This is a genomic window from Brevibacterium mcbrellneri ATCC 49030, from assembly GCF_000178455.1.
Taxonomy (GTDB): Bacteria; Actinomycetota; Actinomycetes; order Actinomycetales; family Brevibacteriaceae; genus Brevibacterium; species Brevibacterium mcbrellneri.
This window is the reverse complement of sequence record NZ_ADNU01000049.1, coordinates 55,761-73,160: the sequence shown is the minus strand read 5'-3', so window position 1 is coordinate 73,160 and position 17,400 is coordinate 55,761. Positions and strand designations below refer to the sequence as shown.

Annotated in this window: 15 protein-coding genes and 1 tRNA gene; 7 read left to right on the top strand and 9 right to left on the bottom strand. The window is 58.6% G+C overall.

Translation table 11 applies throughout. From position 1 onward, the window contains the following. Positions 1-37 precede the first annotated feature (37 nt). Positions 38-110: transfer RNA gene (locus tag HMPREF0183_RS09265), tRNA-Arg, on the bottom strand. A 133-nt stretch (positions 111-243) separates the two neighbouring features. Then, entirely contained in the window at positions 244-1,386 is a 1,143-nt protein-coding gene (locus HMPREF0183_RS09260) for a thiolase family protein (RefSeq protein ID WP_005885287.1), read from the bottom strand. A 151-nt stretch (positions 1,387-1,537) separates the two neighbouring features. On the opposite strand from HMPREF0183_RS09260, the gene HMPREF0183_RS09255 reads away from it, so the two are divergent. Further along, positions 1,538-5,989, top strand: coding sequence for a DUF4011 domain-containing protein (locus HMPREF0183_RS09255; RefSeq protein WP_005885286.1), 4,452 nt, complete (start codon positions 1,538-1,540; stop codon positions 5,987-5,989). Between the two features lie 244 nt (positions 5,990-6,233). Here the strand turns inward: HMPREF0183_RS09255 and mscL are convergent, their stop codons facing one another. The 4 genes from mscL to HMPREF0183_RS12245 all read right to left on the bottom strand — a co-directional run bounded on the left by mscL (position 6,234) and on the right by HMPREF0183_RS12245 (position 8,732). Further along, the gene (mscL, locus tag HMPREF0183_RS09250; protein WP_005885282.1) at positions 6,234-6,710 is read right to left on the bottom strand and encodes a large conductance mechanosensitive channel protein MscL; all 477 of its coding nucleotides are present in this window, start codon (positions 6,708-6,710) and stop codon (positions 6,234-6,236) included. A 134-nt stretch (positions 6,711-6,844) separates the two neighbouring features. Further along, on the bottom strand, positions 6,845-7,501 hold the full coding sequence (locus tag HMPREF0183_RS12250; RefSeq protein ID WP_083801489.1) for an SAF domain-containing protein: 657 nt from the start codon (positions 7,499-7,501) through the stop codon (positions 6,845-6,847). Between the two features lie 126 nt (positions 7,502-7,627). Then, the gene (locus HMPREF0183_RS12600) at positions 7,628-7,975 is read right to left on the bottom strand and encodes an FmdB family zinc ribbon protein (RefSeq protein WP_005885277.1); all 348 of its coding nucleotides are present in this window, start codon (positions 7,973-7,975) and stop codon (positions 7,628-7,630) included. A gap of 127 nt (positions 7,976-8,102) precedes the next feature. After that, the gene (locus HMPREF0183_RS12245; RefSeq protein WP_005885275.1) at positions 8,103-8,732 is read right to left on the bottom strand and encodes a 5-formyltetrahydrofolate cyclo-ligase; all 630 of its coding nucleotides are present in this window, start codon (positions 8,730-8,732) and stop codon (positions 8,103-8,105) included. A 22-nt stretch (positions 8,733-8,754) separates the two neighbouring features. On the opposite strand from HMPREF0183_RS12245, the gene galU reads away from it, so the two are divergent. From galU to HMPREF0183_RS09220, 4 genes are all read left to right on the top strand, one after another. After that, positions 8,755-9,651: a UTP--glucose-1-phosphate uridylyltransferase GalU gene (galU, locus tag HMPREF0183_RS09235; RefSeq protein WP_005885273.1), complete on the top strand. Its 897-nt coding sequence runs from the start codon at positions 8,755-8,757 to the stop codon at positions 9,649-9,651. After that, positions 9,648-10,223, top strand: coding sequence for a hypothetical protein (locus HMPREF0183_RS09230; protein ID WP_005885272.1), 576 nt, complete (start codon positions 9,648-9,650; stop codon positions 10,221-10,223). Before galU ends, HMPREF0183_RS09230 begins: the two co-directional genes overlap by 4 nt. A 2-nt stretch (positions 10,224-10,225) precedes the next feature. Further along, positions 10,226-10,837 (top strand): GNAT family N-acetyltransferase, encoded by a 612-nt coding sequence (locus HMPREF0183_RS09225; protein WP_005885270.1) that lies wholly within the window; start codon positions 10,226-10,228, stop codon positions 10,835-10,837. 68 nt (positions 10,838-10,905) lie between these two features. After that, the gene (locus tag HMPREF0183_RS09220) at positions 10,906-12,393 is read left to right on the top strand and encodes a prolipoprotein diacylglyceryl transferase (RefSeq protein ID WP_005885268.1); all 1,488 of its coding nucleotides are present in this window, start codon (positions 10,906-10,908) and stop codon (positions 12,391-12,393) included. Between the two features lie 80 nt (positions 12,394-12,473). On the opposite strand, the gene HMPREF0183_RS09215 is transcribed toward HMPREF0183_RS09220, so the two are convergent. Beyond that, positions 12,474-13,931, bottom strand: coding sequence for an NAD-dependent succinate-semialdehyde dehydrogenase (locus HMPREF0183_RS09215; RefSeq protein WP_005885266.1), 1,458 nt, complete (start codon positions 13,929-13,931; stop codon positions 12,474-12,476). Between the two features lie 68 nt (positions 13,932-13,999). Further along, positions 14,000-14,299: a GNAT family N-acetyltransferase gene (locus HMPREF0183_RS09210; protein ID WP_005885264.1), complete on the bottom strand. Its 300-nt coding sequence runs from the start codon at positions 14,297-14,299 to the stop codon at positions 14,000-14,002. 34 nt (positions 14,300-14,333) lie between these two features. Between HMPREF0183_RS09210 and HMPREF0183_RS09205 the strand changes: the two genes are divergently transcribed. Then, positions 14,334-15,299 carry an ornithine cyclodeaminase family protein gene (locus tag HMPREF0183_RS09205; RefSeq protein WP_005885262.1) on the top strand — a complete coding sequence of 322 codons (966 nt, stop codon included), beginning with the start codon at positions 14,334-14,336 and terminating at the stop codon, positions 15,297-15,299. After that, positions 15,292-15,879 (top strand): GNAT family N-acetyltransferase, encoded by a 588-nt coding sequence (locus HMPREF0183_RS09200; RefSeq protein WP_005885260.1) that lies wholly within the window; start codon positions 15,292-15,294, stop codon positions 15,877-15,879. Before HMPREF0183_RS09205 ends, HMPREF0183_RS09200 begins: the two co-directional genes overlap by 8 nt. On the opposite strand, the gene HMPREF0183_RS09195 is transcribed toward HMPREF0183_RS09200, so the two are convergent. Continuing rightward, positions 15,876-17,285 carry an SLC13 family permease gene (locus HMPREF0183_RS09195; RefSeq protein ID WP_005885259.1) on the bottom strand — a complete coding sequence of 470 codons (1,410 nt, stop codon included), beginning with the start codon at positions 17,283-17,285 and terminating at the stop codon, positions 15,876-15,878. The genes HMPREF0183_RS09200 and HMPREF0183_RS09195 overlap by 4 nt on opposite strands. Positions 17,286-17,400 lie beyond the last annotated feature (115 nt).

The window sequence follows — 17,400 nt, the reverse complement described above, 5'->3', positions numbered from 1 at the left end:
CAGATGCCGGGGCCACTTTTGTGTTCGTTTTCTGGTGCGCCCCCGGCGTGATTCGAACACGCGACACCGGCTTTAGGAGAGCCGTGCTCTATCCCCTGAGCTACGGGGGCAACTAGACCAGGCAATACTACCAGGTCGTCGGATCGAGGTATAAGGGCCGGTAGCGCAAAGTGAGTGGGACAGCGCGGATTTTGCGCCGTCCCACTCACTCTGCTCGGTTTGGCCTACTGGTTTTCTGCAGGCTTACAGCAGTTCCAGGATCGTTGCGTTGGCTTGGCCGCCGCCTTCACACATCGACTGCAGGCCGTACTTGATGTTGTTGTTTACCATGTTGTGAATCATGGTCGTCATCAGGCGAGCGCCCGAACCACCCAGCGGGTGACCCAGTGCGATCGCGCCACCGTGCGGGTTCAGCCGCTCAGGGTTAGCGCCAGTTTCCTTCAACCACGCAAGCGGAACAGGTGCGAACGCTTCGTTAATCTCAAACGTTCCAATGTCGTCAATTGACAGGCCCGACTTCTTCAGCGCCTTCGCCGTTGCCGGGATCGGAGCGGTGAGCATCATGACAGGATCGTCCCCAGCCAGCACAGCAGTGTGAACACGAACCAGAGGCGTGAGCCCTAGTTCCTTAGCGCGCTGTGATGTCATTACCAACATCGCAGCGGAACCGTCGGAAATCTGCGACGCGTTACCAGCGTGAATAACACCGTCTTCCTTAAACACGGTCTGTAGCTTCGCAAGCTTTTCTACACTGCCACCTCGGCGGATGCCCTCATCAGTGGACACCGTGCCATTTTCCGTTTCCACCGGAATGATCTGAGACTCAAACGCGCCAGCGTCAGTCGCAGCCGCAGCGAGTTCGTGCGAACGCACAGCGAACTCGTCCAACTCCGTGCGCGAGAAGCCCCACTTTTCAGCAATCATTTCAGCGCCAATACCCTGGTTTGGGTCATCACCTGGGTAACGGTCTTTGAATTTGGTTCCATACAGCGACTTGCCCATCGAGGACGAGAACATGGGGTTACGCGACATGGACTCGACACCTCCAGCAATCGCGATGTCATACTGGCCAGACGCAACACCAGCGGCAACAAAGTGCAGTGCCTGCTGGGACGACCCACACTGACGGTCAACAGTCACACCCGTGACGGACTCAGGAAGACCAGCAGAAAGAGCTGCGGTGCGTGCAATGTCGCCCGTCTGCTCGCCGGCCTGCGTGACACAACCCCACACGACGTCGTCAATCAGGTTGGGGTCAATGCCAGTAGTCGAAACGATGTCTTCAATCACCAGAGCCGAAAGGTCTGCCGGGTGAATTCCACTGAGCATTCCTTCGCGCTTACCGGTGGGGGTGCGGCGAGCGGCAACAATAACTGCGTCGTTCATTTTTCTCCTCGTGCGGTAGAACCCATCCCGGCCAGCTTATGCGCTAAGTCACATATTCGTGAAACGTTGTCCACGGTGTGGAGTAGGTGTGGAGTAGGCGGTGTGGCACCACTAAGCGAAGCGTGAAAACAGATAGTGTTGCGATGTGTCTATGAGCAATTCCTCTATTAACTCTGCAGTCGCCGAGTGGAACGAACGTGCCACAAAAATCGGTGGCCGAGACACGATGCTGAAGTTTCGTGACTCGCGCGAGGGCTCGCTCGACCTCTCTGGCGCCCACCCCTCTGGTGTAGCGCAACTGCTTGCCGGGCGTGCAACGCGCCTGTCCAGCCTCATCCGCAACACCGAACAGCTCGCGGATGCCCGCCGCCGAGTCAAATCAATTCGCCACAAGGCTGATCAGCTGTCTTATGAACGCGGAATTCACACCGCGCACCTCGCCATTGGTTTCGCTCAGTGGTCCCGCGACATTGACGGTACTCGCACCGACTACTCCGCGCCCATTCTCTTGCGCCACGTTGAGCTCGTGCCCCGCGGCACCAACGTCGAAGACTTCGAAATCACCCTGGCCAACGACACCGTGGTCAACCCGGCCCTGGTGGAATATCTGCACAAACACCACAACGTTCACATTGACACCGACGAATGGATCGCCTCCACCCAAGAGTCGCACGGCTTCGACCCCACCGGTGTGTACAAGCGACTGCGCACAGCAACCCGGTCGGTCCCCGGCCTGCTCGTCACCCAACGGCTCGTGGTGTCCACATTCGCCAACATCACCACCCCTTTCGGCCGTGACGACCTGCCATTGGACCACCCTGTTGTGCGCGCCCTGGCAGGCGACGCTGACGCTCGGCGCTCCCTGTCCCGAGGTGGTTCCAGTGACCCTGCCCCTGCACCCACCGCAGGGGGAGGGAAAGGAAGCGCAGAGGTGGCGACGACCTCGGCGAAGAAACCCGGACTGTCTGCCGGTGTTTCTGACGCCAACACGAAGAACCTTCCCACCCTGGGAGCCAACGCAGACTCTGCGAAATCTGAAGACGCGGGCTCAACGCTTAAGACCTCGGGGGAGAAAAAACAGAAGCGGTTGCGCAAAAGGCGTGAATTCCGCTCCTCGCTGGACGTGCAGACGACCCCACGTCTGCCAGACCGCTCGCCGTCGTCAGAATTCCTGGCCCTGGACGTGGACGGTGACCAACAGGCCGTCGTCGACGCGGCGCTAGCGGGGGAATCGTTTGTTGTAGACACCCCACCCGGGACAGGCGCCACTCAAGTGGCAACAGCACTCGCAACCTCACTGGCCCACGCGGGTAAGAGTGTGCTCTACGTTGCACAAAGCTCAGACGCACTCGACGACTACGCTAAACGTCTCGACGACGCCGGGGTGCGGAACTTCGTCGTTGACGGACGAGAACGCATGAGTGACCTAAAAAAGCAGCTCGTGTCACTCATTATTTCCGCAGAACGAAGCTCCAAACCAGACCTCAACCAACTGCTCCAGAAACTCACCTACACCCGTGAGCGGCTTAACGCACACACAGCGTCCCTGCACCAAAAACGGGAGCCGTGGGGCACCTCGGTCTTTGCCACCCTGGAACACCTCGCCGCACTCACAGCCTCAGACCCGGGGCCGCTCACAGACGTGCGGTTCGACGACCGAGTCATGAAACTTGACTCTGCTGGGCGCGACACACTCCGGGGAGACCTGCTCAAACTATCTGACCTGGGCGCTTTCACAATGGACGTGGAAGACACCGTGTGGTTTGGAGCCCGGTTCGCCAACGACGAAGACGCCGAAACCGCCCGAGCCACCGCCGAACGAGCAGCCCGCCTGGTCACAGAACTGACTAAGCAAGCCGAGCCTGTTTTGCGCGCAGCCGGCATGAACCCGGCTCGCAACGTCGACGCATGGGGTAAGTGCCTAGAAACCATCGTTGACGTGTCACGCATGCTCAAACGATTCACTGAACAGGTGTTCGACGCCAACTTGGAAGAGCTCATCGCAGCGACGGGAACTGGTAAGTACCGTAGGCAACACAACATCGACCAGGGCATGTTCGAACGTGCCCGCCTGAAAAAAGAGGCAGCGGCACTCGCCCGTGGTCCCATTGTTGACCTACACGAAGAACTCCAAGGCGTCCGCAAACTCCGCGACCAGTGGTACCGACTCACACGCGACACGTCGAAAGCCCCGCACGCCGTTGACGGAGCAGATGAGGCGTTCGACGTGCACCAAGAACTCGACATCAAACTGCGTCAACTCGACCCCATCATGGACGACACCCCTGACGGCGGAAACCTTGGACGCATGCTGGTCGAAGAACTCCAAGCCCGTTTGAGCGCAATGGGCGAAGACCGGGCCGCACTGGCGGATTTGCCGGCACGCACCTCGGCGGACGACAAACTACGCGAAGCCGGACTGGGAGACCTGCTCGACGACTTGCGCGCACGCAAGGTCCGGCACGCCGGTGTGGGCGCCGAGTTCGACCTCGCCTACTGGGCGACAGTGCTGCAACAAATGGCAGCTGCCGACGCGCTGATCAGTGGACACGACACTCGTGAACTGGACCATTTAGTCAGGGAGTTCCGCGACGCTGACCGGGAGTTCGTGAAAGCCGGCGGGCAACGCCTCATGTATGCCCACGCCGCTGGGTGGCGGCGCGCAATCGCAAGTTTTAAAGCTGAAGCGGAAATTGTGCGCATCGCACTGCGCGCACCTCATCTGCACCTTCAACAACTTGCGCTTGAGGCGCCTCGGGTGTTGTCAGCGTTGGCGCCAGTATGGATGATGAGCCCGTTTGAAGTTCCCAACGTGTTTGCGACGCAAGAATTTTTTGACGTGGTCATCGTTGCCGACGCGGCGCGACTGTCAGTTCCTGAAGCGCTGCCCGCAATCGCACGAGCCCGCCAAGTTGTGGCTCTAGGTGACTCTCGACTACCTGGACCCAAGCCGTTTTCTGTGAGCGTGAACCGTCACGCGGCTCCAACGCAGCCGTCTTCGACCAGCGTGTTCACTGAGCTGGCGGAATTCTTACCGCTCAAGGGATTACGCACGTACCACCGAGCCGCCCCACAAGGGTTGCTTGACTTAGTGAACGGGCACTTCTACGACTCGGCGATTTCGTCCTTGCCCACCGCCCGCACCAGCGAGGGCACTGGGCTGGAATTTGCGTACGTTCCGGATGCGACTGGCGTGCCAGACTCTGTCACAGGCCAGGTGGAGAGTCCTGATCAGGAAGTTTCCCGCGTGGTGGACCTGGTGTTGCGTCACGCTCGAACCAAACCACGCCAGTCCCTTGCGGTGATCACCCTGACGCCGTGGCATGCGCAGCGTGTCGCGTCAGCGGTTCAGTCGGCGATTCGTCAGTACCCGTACGTGGCGTCGTTCTTTACCGACACAACAAAAGAGCCTTTTGTTGTCACCGATGTTGAGCGTGTACAAGGTTTTGCACGTGACGCGGTCATTTTCTCCGTGGGTTACGGGCGGACTCTCCAGGGTCGAGTCTTGTACAACTTTGGCTCGCTTGAAGAGCCAGACAGTGAGAAGCTTTTGGCTGCGATTGTTACGCGGGCCCGACGGAAGCTGACCCTGGTGTCCAGTTACGGGCCCACTGATCTGGAGCGGTCACGCCTCAAGCATGGGTCACGGTATTTGCTCGAGCTCATCACCGCTGTTGTTGCGGCCTCACGCAGTGAAGCGGCCCGAGGTGGCGAACAGGGTTCCGATGCGGCAAGTAGCCGTGGCACGGGTGCAGGTACTGGCACGGGCGCTGGAAGCAGTACAGACGCTCCAAGCCCGCTGGTCGTCGACATCGCTGAACGTATGCGCAAGCTGGGTGCTCACCCCATTGTGAACTACAACGGTATCGACATTGCGGTGCCGGTTGGAAAGACCGTGGAACAGGGCATGGCATTGGCGATTGAAACTGATGGCCCCGCCTACGCGTCGACCCCGAGTGTGCGTGAACGCGAACGTCTACGCCGTGACTCGCTTGAACGTCGCGGTTGGACGTGTGCACGCATGTGGTCGATGGACGCGTTTGTTAACCCGCAAGCGGTTGCTCAACGCATGTTTGATTTGTGGCGCGTATCGGTCGAAGCACACTCGCCGCAGTCGGTGTTGGATGCCGCGCGGGCAGCTTCGGTCGTGACAGGACGCCGGGGTTCACGTCCTCAAGTGACTCCGGGCTTGCCCCTGCACGCGTACTCCGAGTCTGATCTTCATCAGATGCTCGAATGGATCCAGTCGGACAACCAGTTCCGTGACGACACTGAACTTGAACACCAGTTGAAGAATGCACTGGCTTACCGTGGGCACACTGATCTCAACGACACCATCGCTAAGGCTGTGCGTCGCTACCGTGAGGCGCAGGCGCGTGCGAAAGCCGTGTTTGAAGAGCAGTCGCATGAAGGTTCTGAAAATGGCCGAGGTGGTGAAGAGCACGAGCTCGACCAGGACGCGATCATGCCAACGTATGACACGGGCGTTCTGCGGGATGAAGACTTGATCGATGCTGGCCTTCGCGAAGATGAGCGCGAAGGCACGGGTGAAAGTGCGAGCGAACGTGAAGGCGAGCGAGACGACAAGCGTGGCGACGCGTAAGGGTAGTTCGGAAGAACCGTCAGAATCCCAGCGTCGGAAACGAGCCCAACAGGCGAAAGAAAAGTACCGACGTTTGTTGGGTAACCGATCAGGGGAGACCGTGACGGGCGACTCTGGACTGTCGCACGAGAAGCCTCCACACTGGGGCGATCAGTTGTTTACACCGCCTAAACGTGGGTAAGCACAAGCGGGCGCCCCGCACATCAATGCGGGGCGCCCGCGTAAAACTTATCAGGTGGAAGGCTTAGTGCTTGCCAGCTTCACCAAGGTTGGTGTCAGCGTCTTCAGATGCAACGCTGTTTGCGTGAGCTTCACCCGGAATTCCAGCGCTCTGGTTCTGAGCAACCAGGAGGTCGCGAATTTCGGTGAGCAGTTCTTCGCTAGTTGGCGGTACTTCTTCTTCATCAGCGTTGCGGTTGCGCCATTCGTTGAGGCGGTTCATTGGCATGATGATGATGAAGTACACAACAGCAGCAACGATGAGGAAGTTGATCGCTGCGGTGATAACTGCACCAAAGTCAACAAACGTTTCGGCGCGCTCAGGGCGGATGCGGAATCCAAGCCCGCCTACTTCAGGCGAACCGACGGCAGCGATCAGCGGGTTGATGATCTTGTCCGAAACAGCGGTAACGATTGCGGTGAACGCGCCACCGATAATAACGGCGGTCGCCAATTCGATGACGTTTCCGCGCAGAATGAAATCTCTAAAACCTTTAAACATATCTGCCTTTCAACGGGCACGCCAGATTGGTGCCGAAAGAATGAACTGGATTTTGCGCTCACTTGCGCACTGCTAATTTACCAAAGTTCAAGGCTCAACTTCTTGTCTATGCCCGTTTAGTTACGAAAAACACATCATGAGGTGTTCTGTGTCTCAGTTTCCCCGAGCAATCCAAAACTCAGCCCTGCATTGCCCGCTAACTTCGGTGCGTCCTCCTGACTAACCGCGATTGTGACGACACTGGTTTGGCCCGTGAACTGGTCGTTCGCGGTAGTGACTGAGACGACCAGTGCGTCGTCTACCAGCGAGTTCGCTTCTTCCGATGTTGAGGAATACACCTGAATGCGGTGGCCGGGCCGCAGCACCGAGGTGGTTGCGGGGTCGCTCACGCTGATGGGTACCCGTACGTGCCCTGGTGGGATGTTTGCAGGCGCGGACTCCAGCAGCGCTGTTGTGGTTACGGGCGTGCCGGCATCAAGGGAAGACGCCGAGGTCGTTCCGACTACCTGCGCTGGGTCGGTGACCGCGTTTTCAGGTATCAGTTGCGGTGGGAAGACTCGGGTTGTGACAAGGCGGGCGGTGATGACAGTGCCAGGGTCGATGCGCGTGTGCGCTACGACGATGCGATCGCCGTGGGAGCGGGGGAGGAGTACCATAACGAGCGTGACAGTTGCCAGCCCTGCGCACACCGCTGCCAGTAGCCGACGTTGCGTATGCGTAAGCCGGCGTGGTGGTGCGTTTGGACTTTTCTTTTCCGTGGAGCCGGTTAGGCGCTTCAACCATGTGTTCATACATCAAGTGTGAAAGCGCAAAGCGTCTACGGGAAGGGCCTTGGTGAATCTGTGGAAAACTCGTTCACCTGTGCCGTTCAGTTGAAAGGGGCAAAGCCCGGTTGAGCCTGGGAGCCCCACTGGGGTCTAGGAAACCGAGGACCCTGAGGAACTAGAGCCGGAGGAACTGGATGAACTCGATGAGCCAGAAGAACTTAAGCCCCCACCTGAACTAGCGCCTGAATCAGAGCTTGAGCCACTGCCACTTGCTGACCCAGAAGCTCCACCCGAACCAGAGCTCGAACCAGACCCGCCACTACGCGAGTCAGTGCGGTAGAAACCCGAGCCCTTAAACGTCACACCCACTGAGCCGAAGACTTTGCGCAAGGATTCCTTGCCACATGCTGGGCAGGTGGTCAGCGAGTCGTCGCTGAAGCTTTGGTGGATATCGAACGCGTGATCACATTCGCGGCATGCATAGGAGTACGTGGGCATTATCAACCTTTCTGACCGCCCAATTATATGCACACATGCGTGATACCGAATGTGTCACGCCAACCGCCAGCGTCGCCAACCGCCAGCGCCGCCAACCGCCAGCGCCGCCAACCACCAAAGCAACCAGCTACACCGTGCGCAGTCCCTCTTCGGTCACAACGGCATCAACGCGCAAGTCCCACGCAGCGACAGGGAACTTCCCGCCGTACTCAGCTTCGAAGCACACTCCCGCGCTCAGCGGCAGGTGGCGCCCGGGCTCGCGCAGCAGAGGTGCAACCCCTTGCGGCCCAAACGTGCGGTCGTAGAACCCGCCGCCGTTGCCCAGGCGGTCGCCTTCAGCTGAGAAGCTCAGCCCTGGAATCAAGGCAAGGCCGAGGTCGCTGACAAGTTGTTCTGCACCCACAGTTGGGCGCGGTTCACGGATACCCCACGTGCCCGCCGGGGTGAGTTCCTTCATCGGCACGGTCGCCTCCCCAAACATCAACGGTTCGCCCGCCCCTGTCACCACGGGGAGATACACGCGCGCCCCGTTAGTCCGCGCCTGGTCAAGGGCATCGTCAATGGACGGTTCATGCGCAATGCTCGCGTACGCCAAGATGTTGAGGTGCGCACCTTCCCTCATAACAGACTCAATGAGCGCGCTGACCTGAGCGTTCAACTCTGAACGCGCTGGATGGTCTGCGGATAAAGTGCTCCGGCGTGACCTAATTCGCTGACGCAACTCTTTCTTACGGGCGTGTGCCACCGTTCCTTCCATACCAGCACCTTAGAATGAGGGCATGAGTAACACGAAGTCTGTTAAAAAAGCCGTCATTCCCGTTGCTGGTTTGGGAACCCGATTCCTGCCCGCAACCAAGGCGACTCCAAAAGAAATGTTGCCGGTCGTCGATAAGCCGGCCATTCAGTACGTGGTTGAGGAAGCAGTCAACGCTGGTATTCACGACGTGCTCATGGTGACCGGACGTAACAAGCGCCCGCTGGAGGACCACTTCGACAAGGTTGACGGTTTGGAAGCAGCGCTCAAGGCAAAGGGCGACGACAAGAAGTTGCGCTCAGTTCAGCACGCTTCCGAACTCGCAGACATTCACTACGTGCGCCAGGGTGACCCGCTGGGCTTGGGACACGCAGTGCTTAAGGGTGAACAGCACGTGGGTGATGAACCGTTCGCTGTTCTTCTGGGCGACGATCTCATCGATGAGAACAACCCGATCCTGCCCACGATGATGGCGGTCCAGGAAGCAACCGGTGGTTCAGTTGTTGCCCTCATGGAGGTGCCCGCAGACAGCATCAACCTCTATGGATGCGCAGCGGTGGAAGACACAGGCGTTGAGAACGCCGTGAAGATCACTGACCTGGTTGAGAAGCCTGCGGTTGATGAAGCTCCGTCAAATCTGGCAGTTATTGGCCGTTATGTTTTGGCGCCCGAGGTGTTCGAAGTTTTGCATAACACCCCACCCGGACGAGGAAATGAGATCCAGCTGACTGACGCTCTGAAGACTCTGGCTGAAGACCCCAACTCGAACGGGGTTTACGGCGTGGTCTTCAGCGGTGACCGCTACGACACCGGTGACAAACTCAGCTATCTCAAAGCGGTGGTGACGTTGGCTGGGCGCAGGGACGACCTCGGCGAGGAACTCAACGCGTGGCTGACCGAATACGTTGCGGGTCTTAAGTGACAGCTGGCCAGTTTGAACCACCGCAGTTCAGCGCGGTTATCGCGTATGATCCTGCGGTGGTTTCGCCACAGACTCTCAAGCACGCGTTGTACGTGTGCTCAGTGAATGAGTTCAACGCGATTGAACACCCGGTTGAAAACGCCCAGGACATGAGTGGCCTCCTCACAAAGGCCAGAGGTTCGCTGGACCTTCTTATTTACCTGGGTGATTTGCCGGTACGGTCCATCGACCCTGTGTGCCACACGATTGAACTCGAGCTCGATTCCCGAACTCCCGGTGTGGTGAACCTGGCGCGTGATGTGCTCATGGAATCGGGGCATACTCGGGCGTTGTTCGAACACATGGTTGCCGGTTGGATGGGGCGCACGTTAGTGATGACATTGCCGGCGAATTCGGGTGCTCTAACGGAAACGTTTATTGAAATCTTGCCGGCCTACGCTGAGCTCATGGACCCTAACCCTCAGCCACCCAAGCCACAGTTGACGGCGGCGGGAAGCGCAGACGGGCCGGTGAGCGAGAATGACACGGACACCGCCACAATTCTTCGAATGCCCAAGCGTTCTCGCGATTAGCCATGGTGGATTGGTGGCCGTCTCGGCTGATCGACGCAGACCTGACTTTGCGCCCGCTTCTGCGGACGGACAAGCGCGAGTATGTTGAGGTCCGGTCCGTCAACGCCCAGTGGCTGGAACCGTGGGAAGCGACCACCCCGGGCTGGGAGGGGAGCATTCCCACGTTTTCGCGTCTGCGCAAATCGCTGAACAGCGCTGGCAAGCGGGGCGAACTACTTCCGTATGCACTGATTGTGGACGGCCGTTTCCGAGGTCAGCTCACCGTCAGTGGGATCAGTTGGGGCTCGCTGAGGTCGGCGTCGCTGGGGTACTGGATCGACTCGCGGGTAGCAGGCAGGGGATATACACCTCGGGCCGTTGCCCTGGCAACAGATTTCTGCTTTTTTGAGCTGGGACTTCACCGCATGGAAATCAACATTCGACCGGAAAACGCGGCGAGCCTGCGGGTGGTCGAAAAGCTGGGATTCAGGGAAGAAGGCGTGCGAAGAGAGTACATGCACATCAACGGGGAGTGGGCCGACCACCGCACTTTTGCATTGCTTTCAACAGAGGTGCCAGAAGGACTCATGACTCGGTGCAGGCGAAATACTGAGCCACGCAAGTCACGCGAATAACAGGAGGCTTTCGCAACACTCCGCGCATGGTCCTCAGCCGTGAATCACATTGCTCTTAAGGTAAGAATGTGGACACAAGTATCGTCATCCTCATCATCATCGGAGTGCTTGTGTTCGCGTTACCTTCCCTGGTTAAAGGGGTGGCCAAAGCAGGTGACGCGGACACGGTGCCGCCGTCAGCTCGCGACCCACGAACAGGTTCGCGCACACACTGCGATGGCCAAGCGTCCCAGCCACACACGCTACTCACCGGTGAGCTCGCGGACATTCCGGAAGCTGGCGTTCCGTTTGCGACGCAGCCGCCGAGTATTTCTTTGCGCAGGCCTGAGCCTGAACTCACCGTACTTGCTGGCGGGCTGGACACAGAAGAGTTGGCTCACGAAGAAGCCCACGATCACGTGTACTTAGCCCCAGCATCCGGGATGGACTCCGTCGCTGTTTCACACCGACCATTGGACATTCGCATGACCGCACACACACCTAAGCCCCAAACTCCGCAGTCTCACGGCTCAAAGCCTCACACGCCTCAGCCTCACGCAGCTAAGCTGCATTCGGCGAAGACCACGGGCAAAACAGCTGGAGGTAAAACCCCTGTGAAGGGCACGCCAGCAAAAGCTACGAAGCCCACAGTCATTAAGGCTGAGGCTGCCCCACGGCAGGGTGGTGTTTCCGCGCCAGGTCAGCACGAAACGAACAAGCTCAAGCGACTGCTGGCCCTTGGATTCATGGGACTGTTTGTGGTGGCCGTGGTTACGGGTGCGTTTTCGATTTTTGGCCCTTTGAGCTTCGCCGCGCCGGTGCTCACCCTGGCCGCTTCGCTTGCATGCCTCACCGGGGTGGTTGCGCTGAACAGTGTGAACGAGCCTGCTTCTGTTGAGGCCTCTGCTGAAGTTTCCCGAGGTGGCGGCAAAGTTAGTGCTGAAAAAGCGCGAGGTGCGCAGAAAGTGCGTGCGGAAAAAGCAACGCCTGTTGCGCGCGAAAGTGCTGCAAAACCACGAGTCGCGGTGGCAGGGGCGATCACGTCCGAAATCCCAGTCGTCAAGGACCAGGCACGCGACACAGCACAGAGTAAAGCAACTGAACCAAGGCCGGCAGAGCCAAAGCAGGACGCAACACGTGACTCCGAACAGACTGAGAAACACACTGTTGCGCAGAACTCGCCGTCCTCAACAGACCAGAGCCTCAGCGTAAAAGAAGCCTCCGAGGCACCGGAACTTCACTTGGGTGAAAAGTTCGAAGAACTCAGCCAAGGCAAAGGCTGGTTCCCCAAGGACATGCCGGCCCCCACGTACGTCACAAAGGCGCACGCGGAGCAGGCAACCACCTCGGGCAAGGTGGAGGCAGCGCAGACCTCTTACGGCGTTTCCCCATCTGACCGTGAAGAGCTGGCGCGGGCGTTTGCCGCCGAGGTGGGCGCCCGCCCCGAGCTCGAGGACGCGGCTAAGGACTCGGCAGCTTTGCGTCACGGCAAGGCGGCGATCCGCTCAGACAAGAAGCTGGCAAACGACAACGCTCGGGCCGTGGTGGACGACGTTCTGGCGCGTCGCCGCGCATAATTCTTGCTGTAACCGTCTAGAAACGGCTGGAGCTCGGATGCTTGCAGTAAGCATCCGAGCTCCAATCGTATGAACCGTCCTTAGCTTCGCGGTGTGGCCACGTACTTCACTTCGAGGTATTCGTCGATTCCGACGTTGGAGCCTTCACGGCCCAGGCCGGACTGCTTGACGCCGCCGAACGGCGCTGCGGGGTTCGACACCAGGCCGGTGTTCAAGCCCACCATGCCAACCTGCAGCTGTTCAGACAGGCGCAGACCGCGGTCCAGGGACTGTGTGAAGATGTAGCCAGCCAGTCCAAAGTCCGTGGAGTTGGCCTGCTCAATCGCTTCGTCGTCGCTGGTGAACGTGAAGATCGGGGCTACCGGGCCAAAGATCTCTTCGACTGCGATGTCAGCGTCGCGGGGGACATCGGTCAAAACGGTGGGCTGGTAGAAGTAGCCCGGGCCGTCGATCTTCTTCCCACCCGTCGCGACCTTTGCGCCCTTGGCAACAGCGTCGCTGACCAGGCTGTCGACCTTGTCGCGTGCGGATTCTTCGACCAGCGGCCCAATATCCACACCTTCTTCAATGCCGTTGCCTACCTTGAGCGCTTCCATGCGCTCGACCATCTTCGCAGCGAAGTCCTGCGCCAGGGACTCGTGGACGTAGAAGCGGTTGGCGGCCGTGCACGCTTCACCAATGTTGCGCATCTTGGCAAGCATGGCGCCTTCGACGGCTGCGTCTAGGTCAGCGTCTTCGCACACCACGAACGGAGCGTTTCCGCCCAATTCCATGGACGACTTCATGACATTCTGCGCCGCCTGTTCCAGCAGCCCAATGCCCACACCGGTTGATCCGGTAAAGGACACTTTGCGAGCAATCCCGGATTCCATCCACGGAGTGACAACGCGGCTCGCTGACTTGGATGTCACCACGTTGAGAACGCCGGCGGGAAGGCCCGCGTCCTCTAAGGCCTGTACCAACATGAGTGAGGTCAGTGGGGTGAGCTTGGCGGGTTTGAACACCATGGTGCACCCGGCGGCAATGGCTGGACCGATCTTGCGGGTGCCCATCGCCAGCGGGAAGTTCCACGGTGTGACCAGCACGCACGGTCCAACGGGTTCACGCGAAACCATGAGGCGTGTCTTGCCGTCGGTGGACATCGTGAAGTCGCCACCAACACGCACTGCTTCTTCCGCAAACCAGCGGAAAAATTCGGCGCCATAGGCGACCTCGCCCTTGGACTCAGTGAGTGACTTACCCATTTCAGAGCACATCACTGCAGCAATGTCGTCCTGACGTTCCATGAGAATCTCAAAAGCGCGTCGCAAAACCTCAGAGCGTTCGCGCGGAGCCGTTGCTGCCCATTCCTTTTGGGTGTCACCGGCAACCCTGATGGCCTCAAGGGCGTCCTCTTGAGTTCCGTCAGCAACGCGTGCGATCACGTCACCGGTTGCGGGGTTTTCCACCTCAAACGTGTTGCCACCTTCGGCATCACGCCACTGCCCGTTGATGTAAAGGCCGGTAGGTACCTTGTCGATAATGCTCTGCACGTCCATGTTGTGCCCTTCCTTTTAGCCGGTTGTGTTTGTTTCAGCTAGGGGTTCTGTTTTAGACAGGTATGGTTTTAAGCCAGGTGCTCTTTGTATTCGGGGTTCTTCTCAATGAAGTGCTCAACGTAGGAACATCCAGCTTGGATCGAGAACCCGTCACTGATCGAGTCATCAAGAGCGTGCCGGACAACCTTGCCTGCAAGCCCGAGCCCGCCGTACTCGGGCTGAGTCACGGTGTGGTTGAAATCGCGGATGCGCGCTTCAGCATCTTCGGTGTATGAGCAAAATGCAATCGATGCACCCTGATATTCCACACTGTAGAGGCGGTCTTTTTCGTTGTGGACGATTGCGATGTCGTCTGCGTTGAACTCCATACAGCCAACTGTATGCGTTCGTTATGCTGAGAGCATGGCGAGTCAGGAAGTTTTACACATTGATTCTCACGAAGTAGACGCCGCTTTGGACTTTGCCGGGGCTGTTGAGGTCCTGCGAGGCACCTTGGCAAACGGCTTTGATCCCGAAACTGACGGCGTGCGAACCCGTAGTGAACTCCGAGGTGGTGAGTTCCTCTTCATGCCATCCCAGGTGGGTGCGTATGCGGGGGTGAAAGTACTCACCGCCACGCCAAATAACCCGGAACGTGGCGAACCGCTCATCCAAGGAACGTGCCTATTGTTAGACGGCACTACTCACCGCACACTCGCAACCATCGACGGGGTAGCGCTCACCAACCTGCGCACACCCGCGGTCTCTCTTGCCGGAGTGCTCCCGTTTGCTCGGGCACGCAACCCTGAGGGCCTGTCCATGGTGGTTTTTGGCAACGGCGTACAAGCGGTGCCGCACATTCGCGCAGCCCACCAGAACCTCCCTATCACTCGCACAAGCGTGATCGTGCGCACCCCAGGCCGTGGTGACCAGGTTGTCAAAGACGCCCACGCACACGGCATCGAAGTCGACCAGATTGTCGCTGAGTCCTCGCAGGCGACTGGGGCCCTCCAGGAGGCTGGGCTGGTAGTGACTGCCACCTCGGCGTCCGAACCTCTTTTTGACGCATCCCTCATCAATGACAGCGCTTGCGTTGTAGCGATGGGCTCCCACACCCCGGACGCGCGTGAACTTCCCGGCGAACTGTTAGGCCGGGCGACCGTCCTGGTGGAAAGCATGGCTACGGCGAAGGCGGAGTGTGGTGACGTCATCCAGGCTGTCAACGAAGGGCACCTGACATGGGGAGATGTCCGCACATGGGCGCACTCACTGGATGCGGGTGCCGTAGCTAGTGGAGCCCCGGTGGTGTTTAAATCGGCCGGAATGTCGTGGGAAGACATCGCAGTCGCCGCTGCGATTTACGAAGCGGTCAAAGGCGAACGTGGCTGAGGCTTTAACGCCTGTGCGGGTGACCGCCCAGGCGATCGAACCGTGGGTCGCGTTGGTGGAGTCCGCCTACCGAGGTGAGGCTTCCCGCGCAGGGTGGACCACCGAGGCGGATTTGCTGGCTGGTCAACGGCTGGACGCCACGATGGCAGCTGAGGTGCTCGCCCAGGACGACACCGTGGTGTTCGCGGTCCCTGCCCACGTGCCCGGAGCGACTGAGACCAGCACCTCCTCGCCCGAGGCGGTAACTACCTTTGCCGCGTCCGTCCAGTTGGTACGCACCAGTGAGCGGGAAGCGTACTTGGGCATGTTTGCAGTGTCTCCAGATCAGCAGGGGAGCGGGCTGGGTTCGCGGTTGATGGCGTGGGCAGAAAACTGGGTGCGTTCCCAGTGGGGTGTGCGCAGTATCAAGATGACCGTGATTCGACAGCGCAGTGAACTGATTGAGTTCTACAGGCGCAGAGGATACGAGCCCACTGGGGAGACTGAACCGTTCCCGTACGGTGATGAGCGTTTTGGTACGCCCCTGCGTGATGATCTGGAATTTGTGGTGCTGTCAAAAGGGCTGGACATACCGAACTAGCTTGCAAGCATAGTTGGCACGACAAGCAAACCGATCAATGCAACTGGCCCAATCACTACCATTGAAAGCCCAAATCGAGTGAGCACTCGAACCAACCTGGGTTTGTCTTCTTCTGGAGCTGTTGCGACAACCGTGGCGCCCAAAGTGGAAAACGGGCTGACATCGACCACCGCTGAGCAAATTCCGAGCGCAGCGATGAGTGCCCAGCCTGGAAGGCTTCCATCTGCAATCAGTGGTAACGCGAGAGGAACAAGCGCGGCTAGGATCCCCGTGGTCGAAGCAAAAGCTGAAACCAGACCTCCCACAAGGCACAGAACAAAAGCCGCAACAATGGGCGATCCCGCCGATTTAGCGGCCTCTCCCAGAAGGTCGACCGCCCCCATGTGCTCGAGAACTCCCACGAATGTGATGATCCCGCCCACGAGAAGGACGGTCGACCAGTCGATCTTGCTGACTGAGTTCTTTCCTGTAGAAGGGTCGATAAGCGTCAATACGGAAGCAAACGCAAAGCAAAGAATTCCAATGTCAGGCTCCTTGCCAAAAGCCGCGAGTGCTATCACAGCGCCGATCAAAGCGACGATCATAACGACAGTCAGGATCTGAACCGTGGTGAGTTTCTGGACGGCGACCGACTCGTTGTCAGCGTCTGCAGAGCTATACATTGCTTCGTCGTCATCGCTAAGAAAATCACCGCTCGCGATTGACGCTTTTCCTCGGTTGAGAGCCGTTTCTTGCTCAGACGGGTGGTTGCCCTGTGCGCGAGCAGTTGCCAGGTCCGGTACGTCAATCGAACGTTGAGCTGACGTCTGCGTGCGCATAAGCGAACGCCCGAACATGGTGTAACTGACTGCCAGCATAATCACGTAAGTGGCTACGGCGATTCCAAACAAAACAAACGGGTGCAATGATATGCCTGCTGAGTGCGCTGTTCCGTAGGTGACGATGCCGTAAAGGCTTGTAGGGGCAAAACCGCCAGCGCCAATCGCGAAACACACAGCCAGGCCCATCAGCGCGAAGTCGATCCCGTACCTACGAGCAACTTGCATCGCTACAGGCATCATGACCAGTCCCGCAAGTGGCGCACCCATCGATGCGATTCCCATGGTGAGAAGAAAGAACACAAGTGGCAACAAGGCGGCTCGGTTTCCGACCTTCGTTAGTGCTCTATCAATGAGGGCGTCAATGGTGCCGTTAGTTTGTGCGATCGCAAAGAAATACGTGACTCCGACGAGCAGAATCATGATGTTCAGTGGGAAACCTTCAACGATTTCCTTTACTTCCATCCCCGCGAGAACGATTCCTGTTCCTGCCGCCCCAGCAATCATCAGCACGCCAATGTGCACACCTCGAACGGCGCCGATCGCAAAGAGAGCAACGAAGATGAGTAGAGCAAAGATCTCAGCCATTGAAATTTTGTCCTCTCGTCTAACAAAGTCTTGAGTATCGTACACACCCTGCTGAAATCTGTTGTGCTGACGAGGCCTTTGACCACACCATGATACGGGTCACACAGTTTTTCAC

Coding starts and splice junctions, on each gene's coding strand:
- HMPREF0183_RS09225 (WP_005885270.1), top strand. CDS start 10,226: ATGGTGGATTGGTGGCCGTCTCGGCTGATCGACGCAGACCTGACTTTG.
- HMPREF0183_RS09260 (WP_005885287.1), bottom strand. CDS start 1,386: ATGAACGACGCAGTTATTGTTGCCGCTCGCCGCACCCCCACCGGTAAG.
- mscL (WP_005885282.1), bottom strand. CDS start 6,710: ATGTTTAAAGGTTTTAGAGATTTCATTCTGCGCGGAAACGTCATCGAA.
- HMPREF0183_RS12600 (WP_005885277.1), bottom strand. CDS start 7,975: ATGCCCACGTACTCCTATGCATGCCGCGAATGTGATCACGCGTTCGAT.
- galU (WP_005885273.1), top strand. CDS start 8,755: ATGAGTAACACGAAGTCTGTTAAAAAAGCCGTCATTCCCGTTGCTGGT.
- HMPREF0183_RS09255 (WP_005885286.1), top strand. CDS start 1,538: ATGAGCAATTCCTCTATTAACTCTGCAGTCGCCGAGTGGAACGAACGT.
- HMPREF0183_RS09195 (WP_005885259.1), bottom strand. CDS start 17,285: ATGGCTGAGATCTTTGCTCTACTCATCTTCGTTGCTCTCTTTGCGATC.
- HMPREF0183_RS09215 (WP_005885266.1), bottom strand. CDS start 13,931: ATGGACGTGCAGAGCATTATCGACAAGGTACCTACCGGCCTTTACATC.
- HMPREF0183_RS09210 (WP_005885264.1), bottom strand. CDS start 14,299: ATGGAGTTCAACGCAGACGACATCGCAATCGTCCACAACGAAAAAGAC.
- HMPREF0183_RS12245 (WP_005885275.1), bottom strand. CDS start 8,732: ATGGAAGGAACGGTGGCACACGCCCGTAAGAAAGAGTTGCGTCAGCGA.
- HMPREF0183_RS12250 (WP_083801489.1), bottom strand. CDS start 7,501: ATGAACACATGGTTGAAGCGCCTAACCGGCTCCACGGAAAAGAAAAGT.
- HMPREF0183_RS09205 (WP_005885262.1), top strand. CDS start 14,334: ATGGCGAGTCAGGAAGTTTTACACATTGATTCTCACGAAGTAGACGCC.